At 66.2% G+C, this 16,619-nt stretch carries 12 protein-coding genes; 7 read left to right on the top strand and 5 right to left on the bottom strand.

Translation table 11 applies throughout. The features are described 5' to 3' along the window. Nucleotides 1-435, bottom strand: a 435-nt coding sequence (locus tag G3N97_RS14635) for a hypothetical protein (RefSeq protein ID WP_205993861.1), incomplete at its 3' end; no start/stop codon positions are given. Nucleotides 436-437: 2 nt separating this feature from the next. Next, nucleotides 438-977: a GNAT family N-acetyltransferase gene (locus G3N97_RS14630; protein ID WP_205993859.1), complete on the bottom strand. Its 540-nt coding sequence runs from the start codon at nt 975-977 to the stop codon at nt 438-440. A gap of 86 nt (nt 978-1,063) precedes the next feature. Between G3N97_RS14630 and G3N97_RS14625 the strand changes: the two genes are divergently transcribed. Beyond that, the gene (locus G3N97_RS14625) at nt 1,064-1,645 is read left to right on the top strand and encodes a DJ-1/PfpI family protein (protein ID WP_074986311.1); all 582 of its coding nucleotides are present in this window, start codon (nt 1,064-1,066) and stop codon (nt 1,643-1,645) included. A gap of 88 nt (nt 1,646-1,733) precedes the next feature. Then, the gene (locus G3N97_RS14620) at nt 1,734-2,060 is read left to right on the top strand and encodes a hypothetical protein (protein WP_205993852.1); all 327 of its coding nucleotides are present in this window, start codon (nt 1,734-1,736) and stop codon (nt 2,058-2,060) included. Between the two features lie 56 nt (nt 2,061-2,116). Here the strand turns inward: G3N97_RS14620 and G3N97_RS14615 are convergent, their stop codons facing one another. Then, complete coding sequence (locus G3N97_RS14615; RefSeq protein ID WP_205993850.1) at nt 2,117-3,880, bottom strand: sensor histidine kinase; 1,764 nt, start codon at nt 3,878-3,880, stop codon at nt 2,117-2,119. A 440-nt stretch (nt 3,881-4,320) separates the two neighbouring features. Between G3N97_RS14615 and G3N97_RS14610 the strand changes: the two genes are divergently transcribed. The 5 genes from G3N97_RS14610 (at nt 4,321) to G3N97_RS14590 (ending at nt 15,566) form a co-directional block, all read left to right on the top strand. After that, a complete protein-coding gene (locus G3N97_RS14610) occupies nt 4,321-5,523 on the top strand; it encodes an ammonium transporter (protein ID WP_205993848.1) in 1,203 nt (400 codons plus the stop codon). 911 nt (nt 5,524-6,434) lie between these two features. Further along, a complete protein-coding gene (locus G3N97_RS14605; RefSeq protein ID WP_205993846.1) occupies nt 6,435-7,334 on the top strand; it encodes an IclR family transcriptional regulator in 900 nt (299 codons plus the stop codon). Nucleotides 7,335-7,745: 411 nt separating this feature from the next. After that, entirely contained in the window at nt 7,746-9,116 is a 1,371-nt protein-coding gene (locus tag G3N97_RS14600) for an MdtA/MuxA family multidrug efflux RND transporter periplasmic adaptor subunit (protein ID WP_205993844.1), read from the top strand. A 5-nt stretch (nt 9,117-9,121) separates the two neighbouring features. Then, nucleotides 9,122-12,253, top strand: coding sequence for an MdtB/MuxB family multidrug efflux RND transporter permease subunit (locus tag G3N97_RS14595; protein ID WP_205993842.1), 3,132 nt, complete (start codon nt 9,122-9,124; stop codon nt 12,251-12,253). Nucleotides 12,254-12,257: 4 nt separating this feature from the next. Then, entirely contained in the window at nt 12,258-15,566 is a 3,309-nt protein-coding gene (locus G3N97_RS14590) for an efflux RND transporter permease subunit (RefSeq protein ID WP_205993841.1), read from the top strand. Between the two features lie 89 nt (nt 15,567-15,655). Here G3N97_RS14590 and G3N97_RS14585 read toward each other — a convergent pair whose 3' ends face one another. Next, nucleotides 15,656-15,928 (bottom strand): hypothetical protein, encoded by a 273-nt coding sequence (locus tag G3N97_RS14585; protein ID WP_346778068.1) that lies wholly within the window; start codon nt 15,926-15,928, stop codon nt 15,656-15,658. 3 nt (nt 15,929-15,931) lie between these two features. Next, on the bottom strand, nt 15,932-16,474 hold the full coding sequence (gene bamE, locus G3N97_RS14580; protein ID WP_205993839.1) for an outer membrane protein assembly factor BamE: 543 nt from the start codon (nt 16,472-16,474) through the stop codon (nt 15,932-15,934). Nucleotides 16,475-16,619: the final 145 nt, after the last annotated feature.

The following is a 16,619-nucleotide window of genomic DNA, read 5'->3' as shown; positions in this document are numbered from 1 at the left end:
CTCGCGCCACTGGCCGCGCGCCTGCGACGCGAGTTCGGCGCCGGAGTCGCTCGCGTTCTGGGCGATGGAAGCGCTGGCGTCGCTGGCGCGGTCGGCCTGCGACTGCACGTGCGAGTCGATGGTCGCCTGGGTCTGCGACGCCGCGTGATCGAGCTGACGCTGCGCCGAATCGAGCTGCTGATTCACGAAGCTCGCCGCATGGCCGAGCGCCTGCGCGGCTTGCGCCTGCGCCTGGCTGGCCGCAGCCTGAACGGCCTGCTGCGCGGCGTCGGCGGACTTGTTGGCGAGATCGGACGCCGTCTGATCGTGTTTGTCGCAACCCGCCAGCAGCGCGCAGAGCAGCGCCGGCGCGAGGGCCATGCCGGCCACGCGTGCAAGGGACGCAAGCGAGGCGCCGGGGTGCTGCGACACGTCCTTCGATACCTTCAAATACATGGTCATCCTGAAAAAGACACCGCACGCAGCGGCTTGCAAAGATGAAAACGCGGCAATGATACGCTGCCGCGCCGCACCCGTTCTTCTGCGACGAGAGAAAAACCCGCGCGCTCGAACACGGGCCGCGCGAGCGCGCTGGCGTCGGTGTCGAGCGTGCTCGCCTCGGCCTCGCGCGCCAACGCCTCCAGCCGCGCGATCAGCGCCGACGCCAGCCCGCGCCGCGTCCATCCGGGCGCGACGTAGAGCATCTCCACATGGTCGATCGGAAAGAGCTGCGCGAACGCCACCGGCGCGCCCGCGTAATCGGCGATCAGCGTCACGCCGCGCGCGAGCCGCGCGTCGAACTCCGACAGATTGTCGGCGCTCGTCGCCCAGGCGGCACGCTGCGGTGCGTCATAGTGCGACGCCGCCAGTTCGTTGACGGCGGCGAGGAACACCGCCGCGAGCGCCGCCGCGTCGCGGCCCGGCGCGTAGGTGCGCCAGCCGATGTCGGCGAACGTGGGCGTGCCCGGCGCGCCGGGCTGTGCGAAATCGTCAAACATGCTGGAGTAGACTGCGTGAGGCCCGTTTACGTTCCACGCTTGGCGTTTCACGTGCGCAAACCGCAGTCCCACCGAGGAGGCAAGCCATGGCAGTCAAGAAGATCCTGTTTCTCACCGGCGATTTCGCCGAGGACTATGAAACGATGGTGCCGTTCCAGGCGCTGCTCGCGATCGGCCACCAGGTCGATGCCGTGTGTCCCGGCAAGAAGGCCGGCGAGCGCATCAAGACGGCGATCCACGACTTCGAGGGCGACCAGACCTACACCGAAAAGCCAGGCCATCAGTTCGCGCTGAATGCGAGCTTCGACGAAATCGATCCCCAGCATTACGACGCGCTCGCCATCGCCGGCGGGCGCGCGCCCGAATATCTGCGGCTGAATCCGAAAGTCATCGAAATCGTGCAGTACTTCGCGGGCGCGAACAAGCCGATCGCGGCCATTTGCCATGCTGCGCAGCTGCTGGCCGCCGCCGAGGTGATCCGCGGCAAGCGCATTTCGGCTTATCCGGCCTGCGCGCCCGAGGTGCGGCTCGCGGGCGGCGAATATGCCGATATCGCCATCGATTCCGCCGTGACCGACGCGCCCTTCGTGACCGCCCCCGCCTGGCCCGCGCATCCGGAATGGCTGCGCCAGTTCCTCGTGCTGCTGGGCACGCGCATCGAGCCCTGACTTATCTCGTTCGCCTGTTTAGGACCGGTCTGATGGTTTTTGTGCCAGGCACTCCCGACAATCCCGGATGGATTGCGGGAGTGCATCGATGGACCTGACTGACTGGATTGTGTTGCTCGTGATCGCCTTGATGGCGATCGCTTTCTTTTGCCGCCGCTCGCACCGTCGCGGCACGGCCGCCGAACGCGCGCGCCATCTGCGCGGCACGCGCATGTTGATTCAGGCCGCCATCGCGCTCTGGGGCGCGATGCTCATGCTCGAACGCGCTTTCGTCGCGCCCGGCGGCATGCCGTTCGGCGCGGCGCTGAGCACGCACACGGTGCTGGGCGTCGTCGTCGTACTCGCCGGGGCCGGCTGCCTCTGGTCGATTCGCGGCCATCAACTGCTCAAGACCCGGCGGATTTTCGCGTGCTGATCGCGTGGCGTGGATCCGCGCGTAGCGCAATTCAAGCGTGACCTTCCCGCCCGACCTCAAACGCCCGCTGCACCTGCCGCATCCGGCGAACCGCTCGCCACGGCCAGCTTGCCCGTCGCCTTGAACGCGCCGGGGCGCGCAGGCGGCACACCTTCGTCATTCTCATCGCCCCCGCGCAATTCGCGCTCGTGCGCGGCGAGCAGCGCCGCCGCGTCGCCGGGCGCGGGCGGCACGACCGCGAGCGCGTCGGGCAGCGACAGATAGAACGTCGTGCCCTCGCCTTCCACCGACTCCACCCACACGCGCCCGCCGTGCCGCTCGACCATGCGGCGCACCAGCGCGAGCCCGATGCCCTCGCCCGGCGCGACATTGCCGTGCATGCGCTGGAACGCCTGAAACAGCCGCGGCAGCGCCACGTCGGGAATGCCGAGACCGTTGTCGCGGACGTAGAAGATATGCAGCGATTCGACGCCCGGCGGCGCATCCGCCGCACCGATCTCCACGCGCCCTTCGCGCGCCGGATCGAGATAATTGAGCGCATTGCCGATCAGGTTCGCGAACACCTGCTCCAGCGCGGTCGGATCGCCCCACACGGCGGGCAGCATGCGCACGCTCACCTGCGCGTTGCGCGCGCGCACCGACGCGTGCATGGCGTCGACCACGCGCTGCACCAGCTCCTGCACGTTCACGCGCTGACGCCGGTACTCCACGCGCCCCACGCGCGCGAGCCGCAGCAGCGCGTCGATGATGTGCGAGGCGCGCAGCACGGCCGTCTGCAAATAGCGCAGCGCCTCGCCGATATCCTCGTTGATGATGCGCTCCACGCGCTCGCGCGCCTCGGCCGTCAGCGACGAATGCGCAACGCGGTCGCGCAGGTCGTCGCAGGCGTGATGCAGCTCGCGCGAAAAGCCTTGCAGGTTGACCAGCGGCGCGCGCAGATCGTGCGACACGCTATGAATGAACATCTCGTTTTCCTGCGTCTGCTGGCGCAGGTTTTCGTTGATGCGCGCGAGTTGCTCGGCGCGCCGCGCAAGATCGGCCTGAAAACCCACGCGCAGACGTTCGGCTTCGACGAGCCGCTGGCTGATCTGATGCAGCGTCAGGTCGAGCTGGGCGATCTCGTCATTGCCGCTCGTGAGCGGCGCGAGCGGCTCGTTGCCCGCGAGGCGGCCGGCGTTGTCGGACAGCGCGTCGAGCCGCCCGCGCACGCCGCGCGTGAACAGCCACACCGAGACCGCGACCAGCAGGATCGAGCCGATCACCGCCGTCACCACCAGCGACTCCTGCTGCGCGCGCGCCTGCTCGGCCGCCGTCACGCGCATCACGTCGAGACGGCGTTCCTCGGTCTGGAACGCGGAGACTTGCGTGCGCACGCGGTCGAGCACGTCGTAATCGGTGAAGGTGCGAAAGCGCTCGACGAGATCGGCGCGACGCCCCGAATGCAGCAGATCCTGGATCCGGTCCGACCATTGCCGGTAGCTCTGCACGGTCTGGCGGATCTGCACCGCGCGCTCGACCTGAGGCGGATTGTCGGCGACCAGTTCGGCGAGCCGGTCGATGCGGCGATCGACGTCCATCCACAGCGAGACCGGCGTGTTGAAACTCGTGTCGTTGACCGCCACCGCGCCGCGCAGCCGCACCGACTCGACCAGCACCGGCTCCAGCACACGCGACGCCTGCGCCAGCACGGCCTGACTATGCTGGCCCCAGCGCTCGGCGCCTTCCGCGTCCGCCTCGGCCTTCACGATGGCCGACAGCAGCGTCAGCTCGAAGACGGCGGGGATCGCGATCAGCAACAGCCCTTTGGTGGTGAGGCGCATTATGTGGCGGCCTGGAGCGGGTGAACGGCTAACGGTTTTTGATCCGCTCATTATGTCGGCGTTTGCGCCCCCAGTGCGGCGGAAATGCGCCGCGGCCGCCATTTTCCGGTCCGCTCCCGCCATCGCGTCGAACATTTCTAAACGCCGACAAATCGTTGATTCAGAAAGCGAAAACAAATAAATCGCCCTAAACTGGCGCGCACGCTCACCAACTTCGCGCGCAAGCACTGCTTTTGTGCCACCGGATCGTGCATGCGTCGCACGCTCAATCTGCCGCGCCCCGTTCTGGCGCTCGCTCAGCGCGTCGATCGGAGCCGCGCCGGTGCATGCGCGCACCGCTCCAATGCCTCATACGAGCGTCCTTTCACCAGTTTGGCGCGAAGCTGGCCCACATCTTGCTCATAACGCGCTCCTATTTTGGGCAAACGCAGGACGCAAGGATGGACACTCTCAAGACCGGTACCGACACGCTCTTTCTGCTGCTGGGCGCCGCCATGGTGCTCGCGATGCACGCAGGATTCGCGTTCCTCGAACTCGGCACGGTGCGCAAGAAGAATCAGGTCAACGCGCTCGTGAAGATCCTCGTCGACTTCTCGGTCTCGACGATCGCGTACTTCTTCATCGGCTACACGATCGCCTATGGCGTGCAGTTCTTCTCGCCGGCCGATCTGCTCGCCGAGCACAACGGTTATCAGCTGGTGCGCTTCTTCTTCCTGTTGACCTTCGCGGCGGCGATTCCGGCCATCGTGTCGGGCGGCATCGCGGAGCGCTCGAAGTTCAATCCGCAGCTGTTCGCCACCTTCGTGATCGTCGGCTTCATCTATCCGTTCTTCGAAGGGATGGTGTGGAACAACCGGCTGCACTACCAGGACGCGATCACGCACGTGTTCGGCGTGCCGTTCCACGACTTCGCGGGCTCGGTCGTCGTGCACGCGTTCGGCGGCTGGGTCGCGCTGCCCGCCGTGATCCTGCTGGGCGCGCGCCACGGCCGCTACTCGCGCGACGGCCGCATCGCCGCGCATCCGCCCTCGAACATTCCGTTTCTCGCGCTGGGCGCGTGGGTGCTGGCCGTGGGCTGGTTCGGCTTCAACGTGATGAGCGCGCAGACCATCGACAAGATCAGCGGCCTCGTCGCCGTGAACTCGCTGATGGCGATGGTGGGCGGCACGCTCTCCGCGTGGCTCGCGGGCCGCAACGACCCGGGCTTCACCTATAACGGGCCGCTCGCGGGTCTCGTCGCGGTGTGCGCGGGCTCGGACATCATGCATCCGCTCGGCGCGCTCGCGACGGGCGCGGTGGCGGGCGTGCTGTTCGTCTATATGTTCACCTGCGTGCAGAACCGCTGGCGCATCGACGACGTGCTCGGCGTGTGGCCGCTGCACGGTCTGTGCGGCGCGTGGGGCGGGATCGCCGCGGGCATCTTCGGCGCGCGCTGGGCGGGCGGGATCGGCGGCGTGTCGCTGGGTGCGCAGATCGTCGGCACGTTGAGCGGCATCGTGATCGCGTCGATTGGCGGCTTCGTGGTGTACGGCGCGCTGCGCGCGACCGTGGGCCTGCGCATCGATCAGGAAGACGAGTACAACGGCGCGGACCTGTCGATCCACAAGATCACCGCGACGCCGGAGCGCGAATCGGTGTCCTGATCGCGCACGATGTCACGCCGATGGCGTCGACAAAACTAAAAAAAGGCCGGCGCAATGCCGGCCTTTTTTATTGCGCGAAACGCCTGGCGCAAGCACCGCTTCCTCGTTCAAGAATGGTTTGCGGCGTAATCGCCCGTAACCGTTGAGCACGCATCCATCGCGCGTTGCCCACACTGTGCGTCAACGCGAAACATGCGGACAGCGTTCATATTTTTCCGGCAGACTGATCTCTGACGTGCGCTAGCGCACAGCAAAAAAAAAGCGTCACGTGTGAACGTGACGCTTTGAAAAGTTCTAGCCATTCCGAGGGCCGTGCTAGAACCTGAGAGCCGGTATTCGACAGGACCGCGCGCCAGAATCGCGCGACAAGAACCGAGAACGAGGACTGCGCTTGCCTGATCTTCATTCATTGCACATTGCACGCCGCAGCGATGTTCGCGCGGCACGGGCAATGCGCACATTCATCAAGCCCGTTGGAACGGTGCGCGGATGTCTGCACACGGTCACGAATTTATGCGGATTGCATAACCCGAGCTACATAAAAACCCCGCAAAGCCGCGGGGTTCTTTGCTCAGGCGGAGATTCGTCACCTGGCCTGCATCCAACCCGCCTTCGATTACCTGACGTAACGTTTGCGCGTGCACACGTCTCGAAGGCCTGTCGAAATCAGGTTCCATTTTTTATCCAGACGCTGACTAAGTCAAGCAAAATCTAACCAAAATACGCGAACTATCAAACACCTCTTGCGCGCGGCGAAATGCACCTGCCGTCAGCCGCTTTCCCCGATGTAGCCTGACTTTCGTCCGAAGGATCGGTACTACCGAGGCACAAAAATCGGGGTCGATTTAAGCGTTAAAACTCTCATCTCGCGCAAACAAAATTGAAATAGCGTTTCGGAAAATTCCACGCTCATGACCACTGCCTCCGATCACCGCGCTTCGCCCGACACGCCCCGCGACCGGGACGGCAACGCCGAAGAAGTCACCGCGCTCGCGCGCGGCCTTGCCGTCCTGCGCGCCATCGCCGCCGCCGACACGGCGCTCGGCAATCGCGAGCTGACCGAGCTCACCGGCATTCCGAAAGCCACGCTCTCGCGTCTGACCGGCACGCTCGTCTCCACCGGCTTCCTCGCCCGTCTGCCCGACAGCGAGCGCTTCGTGCTCACCTCGTCGGTGCTCGAACTCTCCAACGGCTTCCTGCGCAACTCCGACCTGCGCGCCCGCGCGCGGCCCTTCCTCACCCGCCTCGCCGAACGCACGGCGCTGTCGGTTCATCTGGCGGTGCGCGACCGGCTCGACATGGTCGTGATCGACGCCATCCGTCCGCGCTCGGCCGTGCTCGTCTCGCGGCTCGAAGTGGGCGCGCGCATCGACATGAGCCGCACCGCCGTGGGCCGCGCCTATCTCGTGTCGCTCGAAGCGGCCGAGTGCGCCGAACTCACCTCCGCCCTGCAGGCCGCCGCCGGCAACGACTGGGGCTTCGTCAGCAGCCGGCTCGACGCGGCGCTCGCCGAAACCGCCGAGCAAGGCTACGGCATGGCGATCGGCGAATGGTACGAAGGCCTCAACGCCATCGCCGGCACTTTCTTCGGCCCGGGCGGCGAGCTTTACGCGATCAACTGCGGCGGCGCTGCCCAGCAATGTCCGCGCGACTGGCTCGTCGCGCATGCGGTGCCGCTGCTGCGCGAATGCATCGAGCGCATCGTCGCCGAAATCGGCGGGACCGCCTGCCTGCCGCCGCCTGCCCACGTCACCGCGACCTCGAAGGCCTCGAAGCTCGCGTCAGCCGCCCATCCAGGCCGCTCATCCTGACAGATAAATGACACAGCCGGTAACGTTCGTAACGTCTCGAAAGATACGGTACTGGACTGTAACGAACGCAGCGACGTAGCATCATGCTTTTTGGCGGCGTAAGCCGTCTGTACGCCGTCGCACGCGTTGGCGCGGATTCAGCGCGCATCGCGCGTCCAGCCGCGCTGGCCCGAGAATACAACCGAATCACGCCGCGATAATTCGCGCGACGTCAGGCCGACCGCGCCCTCCCGCCAGCCCTGCGCAGCACGCCAGCCAGCGCGGCCACCTGACATCAAGCTTGCGCGCGCCTCGCGTAGCATCGGCAGTTTGTGCGGCTCGCGCCGCCTGCACCGATGCCGCCGGGCCGCCGCGCGCGGCCAATCCGCTCAACCGACAAGCACGTCACCGACCTCGTAACCGACCTGACCGATGGATCAACAAGAAAAGCGCCCGGATTCCCCTCGTCGCGACACGCCGTCCGCCACCGCCACGCCGCCGTCGGGCGAGGTCCGGCGCAAGCGCCGCGGCAAGCTCATCGCGTTCGTGATCGTGTTGATCGTCGTGCTCATCGTGCTGCTGCGCTGGCAGCCGTGGAGCAAGACGCCCAGTGGCGGCGCGGGTGCGCCCGGCGGCGCGAGCGGCGCGCATTCGCGTCACGGCGGCCCCGGCGCGTTCGCCAACATGCCGCAGCCCGTGAGCGTGGCGACGGCCAAGGCCGGCGACATGCCCATCGTCATCACGGCGCTCGGCACGGTCACGCCGCTCGCCGACGTCACGGTGCGCACGCAACTGTCCGGCACGCTGCAGAGCGTGAACTTCGAGGAAGGCCAGATGGTGAAAAAGGGCGACGTGCTCGCCCAGATCGACCCGCGCCCGTACCAGATCTCGCTCGCCAACGCCGAAGGTCAGCTCGCGCGCGACCAGGCGCTGCTCGCCACCGCCCGCCTCGACCTCAAGCGCTACCAGACGCTGCTCGCGCAGGACTCGATCGCGAGCCAGCAGGTCGACACGCAAGCCTCGCTCGTGAAGCAATATGAAGGCACGGTGAAGTCGGATCAGGCCAACATCGACACCTACAAGCTCGACCTCACCTACGCGCGCATCACCGCGCCGGTCTCGGGCCGCGTGGGTCTGCGTCAGGTCGATCCGGGCAATTACGTGACGTCCGGCGACACCAACGGCATCGTCGTGCTCACGCAGTTGCAGCCGATCAGCGTGATCTTCACGACTTCGGAAGACAACCTGCCTGCGATCATGAAGCAGATGCGCGCGGGCACGAAGATGTCGGTGACCGCCTACGACCGCAGCAACACCACGATGCTCGAAGGCGGCTATCTGCAAACGCTCGACAACCAGATCGACACCACGACCGGCACCGTCAAGCTGCGCGCGAGCTTCAAGAACGACGACGAGTCGCTGTTCCCGAACCAGTTCGTCAATGCGCGCCTGCTGGTCGACACGATCCACAACGCCGTGATCGTGCCCACCTCGGCGGTGCTCAACGGCTCGCAGGGGCAGTACGTCTACGTCGTGAAGGCGGACAACACCGTGACCGTGCGCGTCGTGAAGGTCGGTCCGATCGACGCCGAACGCACCAGCATCGCCTCGGGTCTCGCCGTGGGCGAGCGCGTCGTGATCGACGGCTCGGACCGCCTGCGCGAAGGCTCGAAGATCACGATTCCCGCCGAGCATCCGAAGCACGCAGCGGGCGCGTCCGGTGCATCGGGCGCGTCGTGGGCCGGCGCCGCCTCGGGCGCTCACCGCCATCGCCGTCACGCCTCTGAAGCTTCGAGCCAGTAAGCCGCATGAATCCTTCCCGCGCCTTTATCCTGCGCCCGGTCGGCACGGCGCTGCTCATGGCGGCGATCATGCTGGTCGGCCTCGTCGCGCTGCGGTTTCTGCCGCTCTCGGCGCTGCCCGAAGTCGACTATCCGACCATCCAGGTGCAGACCTTCTATCCGGGCGCGAGCCCGGACGTGATGACGTCCTCGGTCACCGCGCCGCTCGAGCGCCAGTTCGGGCAGATGCCGTCGCTCAACCAGATGTCGTCGCAAAGCTCGGCGGGCGCCTCGGTCATCACGCTGCAGTTCAGCCTCGACCTGCCGCTCGACGTCGCCGAACAGGAAGTGCAGGCCGCCATCAACGCGGCCGGCAACCTGCTGCCGTCGGACCTGCCCGCGCCGCCGATCTACGCCAAGGTCAATCCCGCCGACGCGCCGATCCTCACGCTCGCCATCACCTCGAAAACGCTGCCGCTCACGCAGATCCAGGATCTCGCCGACACGCGTCTCGCGCAGAAGATTTCGCAGGTCGCCGGCGTCGGTCTCGTGAGCCTGTCGGGCGGCCAGCGTCCGGCCGTGCGCATTCAGGCGAACCCGCGCGCGCTCGCCGCCTACGGCCTGAATCTCGACGATCTGCGCACCAGCATTTCGAACCTCAACGTCAACACGCCGAAGGGCAATTTCGACGGCCCGACGCGCGCCTACACGATCAACGCGAACGACCAGCTCACCGACGCCGACGCCTATAAAGACGCCGTGATCGCGTACCGCGACGGCCGTCCGGTGATGCTCACCGACGTGGCGAACATCGTGCAGGGCGCGGAGAACACCAAGCTCGGCGCGTGGGTCGACAACACGCCCGCGATCATCGTGAACGTGCAGCGCCAGCCGGGCGCGAACGTGATCGCCGTGGTGGACAGCATCAAGGCGCTGCTGCCGCAACTGCAGGAATCGCTGCCGCAGGCGCTCGACGTGCAGATCGTCACCGACCGCACCACCACAATCCGCGCCTCGGTGCGCGACGTGCAGTTCGAGCTGCTGATGTCGGTCGTGCTGGTCGTGCTGGTGATGTATCTGTTCCTCGCGAACGTCTACGCCACCATCATCCCGAGCCTGTCGGTGCCGCTCTCGCTGATCGGCACGCTGGCCGTGATGTATCTGTGCGGCTTCTCGCTCGACAATCTTTCGCTGATGGCGCTGACCATCGCGACCGGCTTCGTGGTCGACGACGCCATCGTGATGATCGAGAACATCGCGCGCTACGTGGAGGACGGCGACCCGCCGCTCGAAGCCGCGCTCAAGGGTTCGAAGCAGATCGGCTTCACCATCATCTCGCTCACGGTGTCGCTGATCGCGGTGCTCATTCCGCTGCTCTTCATGGGCGACGTGGTGGGCCGCCTGTTCCACGAATTCGCGATCACGCTGGCCGTGACCATCGTGATTTCGGCGATCGTCTCGCTCACGCTGGTGCCGATGATGTGCGCGAAGATGCTGCGCCACACGCCGCCCACCGAAAGCCGCCGCTTCGAGACGCGCGTGCACGCGTTCTTCGACTACGTGATCGGCCGCTACGGCGTCGCGCTCGAATGGGTGCTCGCGCGCCAGCGGCTCACGCTGCTCGTGTTCGCCGCCACGCTCGTGCTCACGGGCGTGCTCTACGTCTACGTGCCGAAGGGCTTCTTCCCCGTGCAGGACACGGGCGTGATCCAGGCGATCACGCAGGCGCCGCAATCGGTCTCGTATGCGTCGATGGCCGAGCGTCAGCAGGCGCTCGCCACCGAGATCCTCAAGAACGAGAACGTGGAGAGCCTCACGTCGTTCATCGGCGTGGACGGCCAGAACATCACGCTCAACAGCGGCCGCATGCTGATCAACCTGAAGGCGCGCGACGACCGCAGCGAGAACGCCAGCCAGATCATCCGCGACCTGCAGCAGTCGACCGCCCATATTCCGGGCGCGACGCTCTACATGCAGCCCGTGCAGGATCTGACGATCGACTCGACCGTGAGCCCGACGCAGTATCAGTTCATGCTCACCACGCCGAACATCCAGGACTTCACGACCTGGGTGCCCAAGCTCGTGCAGCGTCTGCAACAGCTGCCCGAACTCGCCGACGTGGCGACCGACCTGCAGGACCAGGGCAATTCGGTGTTCATCGAGATCGACCGCGCGAGCGCGGCGCGATACGGCATCACGCCCGCGACCGTGGACAACGCGCTCTACGACGCCTACGGCCAGCGCATCATCTCGACCATCTTCACGCAGTCGAACCAGTACCGCGTGATTCTGGAAGCCGATCCGGTGATGCAGCATTACACCGACTCGCTGAACTCGATCTACCTGCCCTCCTCGACCTCGACCACGGGTCAGGTGCCGCTGTCCGCGATCGCGAAGTTCCACGAGCGGCCCGCGCCGCTGCTGGTCTCGCACCTCTCGCAGTTCCCGGCCACCACGGTGTCGTTCAACCTCGCGCCGGGCGCGTCGCTGGGCGCGGCGGTCAAGGCGATCCAGCAGGCGGAGAAGGACGTCGGCCTGCCCGGTTCGTTCCAGACGCGCTTCCAGGGCGCGGCGCTCGCGTTCCAGGCGTCGCTCTCGAACGAGCTGTTCCTGATCCTCGCGGCCATCGTGACGATGTACATCGTGCTGGGCGTGCTCTACGAGAGCTTCGTGCACCCCATCACGATCCTCTCGACGCTGCCCTCGGCCGGTATCGGCGCGCTGCTTGCGCTGATGATCACCGGGCACGATCTGGACATCATCGGCATCATCGGCATCGTGCTGCTGATCGGCATCGTGAAGAAGAACGCCATCATGATGATCGACTTCGCGCTCGACGCCGAACGCAACGAAGGCAAGGCGCCGCACGACGCGATCTATCAGGCCTGCCTGCTGCGCTTCCGCCCGATCATGATGACGACGATGGCGGCGCTGCTCGGCGCGCTGCCGCTGATGCTCGGCACCGGCGCGGGTTCGGAGTTGCGGCGGCCGCTCGGCATCGCGATCGCGGGCGGTCTGATCGTGAGCCAGGCGCTCACGCTCTTCACCACGCCCGTGATCTATCTCGCGTTCGATTCGATCGCGGCGCGCCTGCGCAAGCGCTTCGGCGGCGACTCGCAGCAGACGCCGCCCGCGCCCACGTCCGGCCCGGAGCACTGACGCGATGAATCTCTCGCGCCCGTTCATCTCGCGCCCCGTCGCGACCACGCTGCTCGCCCTCGGCATCGCGCTCGCCGGCCTCTTCGCGTTCACGAAGCTGCCGGTGGCGCCGCTGCCGCAGGTCGATTTCCCGACGATTTCGGTGCAGGCCACCTTGCCGGGCGCGAGTCCGGAAACGGTGGCGACCAGCGTGGCGAGTCCGCTCGAACGCCACCTCGGTTCGATCGCCGACGTCACCGAAATGACCTCGCAGAGTTCGGTGGGCAGCACGCGCATCACGCTGCAATTCGGCCTGAACCGCGACATCGACGGCGCCGCGCGCGACGTGCAGGCGGCCATCAACGCCGCGCGCGCCGATCTGCCGACGAGCCTGCGCTCGAATCCCACGTATCACAAGGTCAATCCGGCCGACGCGCCGATTCTGATTCTCGCGCTCACCTCGCCCACGCTCAGCGCCGGGCAGCTCTACGACTCGGCGGCCACGGTGCTGCAACAGTCGCTCTCGCAGGTGGACGGCATCGGCGAAGTGGACGTGAGCGGTTCGGCCAACCCGGCCGTGCGTATCGAGCTGGAGCCGCATGCGCTGTTCCACTACGGCATCGGTCTCGAAGACGTGCGCGCGGCGCTCGCCTCCGCGAACGCGAACAGCCCGAAAGGCGACATCGAGTTCGGCCCGCAGCGCTATCAGCTCTACACCAACGACCAGGCGAGCAAGGCGAGCCAGTACAAGGACCTCGTGATCGCCTACCGCAACAACGCGGGCGTGAAGCTCTCGGACGTGGGCGAAGTGGTCGATTCGGTGGAAGATCTGCGCAACCTCGGCCTCGCCAACGGCAAGCATTCGGTGCTGGTGATCCTGTACCGCCAGCCGGGCGCGAACATCATCGAGACCGTCGACCGCGTGATCGAGATGCTGCCGCAACTGAAGGCCTCGCTGCCCGCCGACGTCGACGTGATTCCGACCTCGGACCGCTCGGTCACCATCCGCGCTTCGCTCAAGGACACCGAGCACACGCTGATCATCGCCGTAGCGCTCGTGGTGATGGTCGTGTTCCTGTTCCTGCGCAACTGGCGCGCGACGCTGATCCCGAGCGTGGCCGTGCCCATCTCGATCATCGGCACCTTCGCGGCCATGTACCTGATGGGCTTCTCGCTCGACAACCTCTCGCTGATGGCGCTGACCATCGCGACGGGCTTCGTCGTCGACGACGCCATCGTGGTGCTCGAAAACATCTCGCGCCATATCGAAAGCGGCGTGCCGCGCATGAAGGCCGCGCTGCTCGGCGCACGCGAAGTGGGCTTCACGGTGCTGTCGATCAGCGTCTCGCTGGTCGCCGTGTTCCTGCCGATTCTGCTGATGGGCGGCATCGTCGGACGTCTGTTCCGCGAATTCGCGCTGACGCTCTCGCTCGCCATCGCGGTCTCGCTCGCGGTTTCGCTCACGCTCACGCCGATGATGTGCTCGCGCCTGCTAGAAGAAGCGCACGAGAAAAAGCAGGAAGGCCGCTTTTCGCAGTGGCTCGAACGCGGCTTCATGCGCATGCAGAACGGCTATGAGCGCACGCTCGGCTGGGCGCTCGCGCACCCGCTGCTGATCCTGATGGTGCTGCTCGCGACCATCGCGCTCAACGTGGTGCTCTACGTGATCGTGCCGAAGGGCTTCTTCCCGCAGCAGGACACCGGGCGGCTGATCGGCGGCATTCAGGCCGACCAGGCCACCTCGTTCCAGGCGATGAAGGTGAAGTTCGCCGAGATGCAGCGCATCGTGCAGGCGAACCCGGCCGTCGATTCCGTGGCCGGTTTCACGGGCGGACGCGCGACCAACGCGGGCTTCATGTTCGTCTCGCTCAAGCCCAAGAGCGAGCGCAAGCTGTCCGCCGACGAAGTGATCGCGCAACTGCGCGGGCCGCTCTCGAACGTCGCGGGCGCACGCACCTTCCTGCAATCGGTGCAGGATATTCGCGTGGGCGGGCGGCAGTCGAACGCGCAATATCAGTTTACGCTGCTCGCCGACAACACCGCCGACCTCTACAAGTGGGGGCCGAAACTCACCGAAGCGCTGCAGGCGCGCCCCGAACTCGCGGACGTCAACTCCGACCAGCAGCAAGGCGGCCTCGAAGCGATGGTCACGATCGACCGCAAGAGCGCGGCGCGGCTGAACATCACGCCTTCGCAGATCGACAACACGCTCTACGACGCGTTCGGCCAGCGCCAGGTCTCGACCATCTACAACCCGCTGAACCAGTATCACGTGGTGATGGAAGTCGCGCCGCAATACTGGCAGAGCCCGGAGATGCTCAAGCAGATCTGGGTCAGCACCTCGGGCGGCACGGCGAGCGGCGCGCAGAGCACCAATGCGACGGCGGGCACGGTCACGTCCGCGGCCACATCGAGCGCGTCGTCGGGCGGCACGGGCGGCACCTCGTCGTCGAGCGCCGCGACCATCGCTGCCGACTCCGCGCGCAATCTCGCGATCAACTCGATCGCGGCCAGCGGCAAGTCGAGCGCCTCGTCGGGCGCGGCGGTGTCGACGGCGCAGGAAACCATGATCCCGCTGTCCGCCATCGCCTCGTTCGGGCCGGGCACGACGCCGCTTTCGGTGAATCACCAGAGCCAGTTCGTGGCGTCGACGATCTCGTTCAACCTGCCGCCAGGCAAGTCGCTCTCCGACGCCACTCAGGCCATCTACGACACGATGGCCGAGATCGGCATGCCGCAGACCATCCACGGCAGTTTCCAGGGCACGGCGCAGGCGTTCCAGCAGTCGCTCGACAACCAGCCGATCCTGATTCTCGCAGCGCTGCTGGCCGTGTATATCGTGCTCGGCATTCTCTACGAGAGCTACATCCATCCGCTGACGATTCTCTCGACGCTGCCTTCGGCGGGCGTGGGCGCGCTGCTCGCGCTGCTGCTCTTCAAGACCGAGTTCAGCATCATCGCGCTGATCGGCGTGATCCTGCTGATCGGCATCGTCAAGAAGAACGCGATCATGATGGTGGACTTCGCGATTCAGGCCTCGCGCGAGGGCCTGAGTTCGCACGACGCGATCCGCCAGGCGTGTCTGCTGCGCTTCCGTCCGATCATGATGACGACCTGCGCGGCGCTGCTCGGCGCGCTGCCGCTGGCGTTCGGGCGCGGCGAAGGCGCGGAGCTGCGCGCGCCGCTGGGGATTTCGATTGTCGGCGGCCTGATCGTCAGTCAGATGCTCACGCTGTACACGACGCCGGTGGTCTATCTGTACATGGACCGGCTGCGCGTGTGGTGGGACACGAAGCGCGGCAAGCTGGAGCCGCCCGCGCGCGTGGTGGAATAAAAAAAGGCGGCTGAGTTTGACGCTCAGCCGCCTTTTTTAATGCGCTTTCCGCTTTGAAGCGGCGCTGAATTCGCCGCTTGATTTCCTGCTCACCTCGCCGCTCGCCTCAAAGCGACCGGCAGGCACGCCACCATCAGATGCAGCAGCACCGGCACGACGATCCCATCGTCGACAACGCCGACGAGCGGCAGCGCGATATTGAACGGCGCGAGCGCATAGAGCGTGAGCAACGCCGCCGAGGGCACCAGCCAGCCCGGCCGGTTCGGCTGCCGCAGCGCGAACCACAGGACGCGCGCATCGCCCCTCACGATTTTCAACAGCCAGGCCAAACGCTTCATCTCAACCTCCTCGTCCGTCAGCACGCGTCAGTGCTGTTCGTGCCCCGGCGCGTCCGAGCGCGACGTCCGGATCACCAGGCCATCCGGCGAAAAATGCGCATTGAACATGCCGTCGCCGGCGACGCCGCCTTCGGCCCAATGCCAGCTCCACACTTCCTCGTGGCTCAGCGCGTACTTCGACACCGTCGCCGGCTTGCCGAGCAGCTTGCGCACGTCGTCCTGCGTCATGCCCGGCACCACCTGCGCGATATTCTGCGCCGTCAGCGCCTGGGTCATCGCGACGAGTTTGCCGTCCGCGTCGAAATCCAGCATCCACGTGTTCAGACCGTTAGGACCGCGCGGATATTCGAGGCGTTCCGTGCCGTCGTCGTTCTGCCAGACGATGTCGGGTTTGCCCGCCGACGCGCGCACGTCCTCGACCGTCGATACGCCGATCTTGAGCCCGCCGAACGCCATCGAGTCGGGCTTCACCGCGTTGACGGCGTCGGCGACCTTTTGCTGATCGCAGGCCGTCAGCAGCGTGCCGCAAGCGGCGGCGAGCGCGAGGGAAACACTCAGGGTTCGGAACATGGCAATCGTCGGCGAATGAAAATGTGGGGGCGCGCGGCAAGGCTTCAAGACGGCCTCGGTCGGATCGCATAAATCACATGAATCGCAGCGATTTCGCGGATCGCCCGGCCCGCGCGGCTGGCGTGCGAGTATGCCACCGTCGCGC

It is taken from the genome of Paraburkholderia sp. Ac-20347 (assembly GCF_017104805.1).
Taxonomy (GTDB): domain Bacteria; phylum Pseudomonadota; class Gammaproteobacteria; order Burkholderiales; family Burkholderiaceae; genus Paraburkholderia; species Paraburkholderia tropica.
The sequence above is the reverse complement of the archived record's forward strand: the minus strand, read 5'-3'. Positions and strand labels throughout refer to the sequence as shown.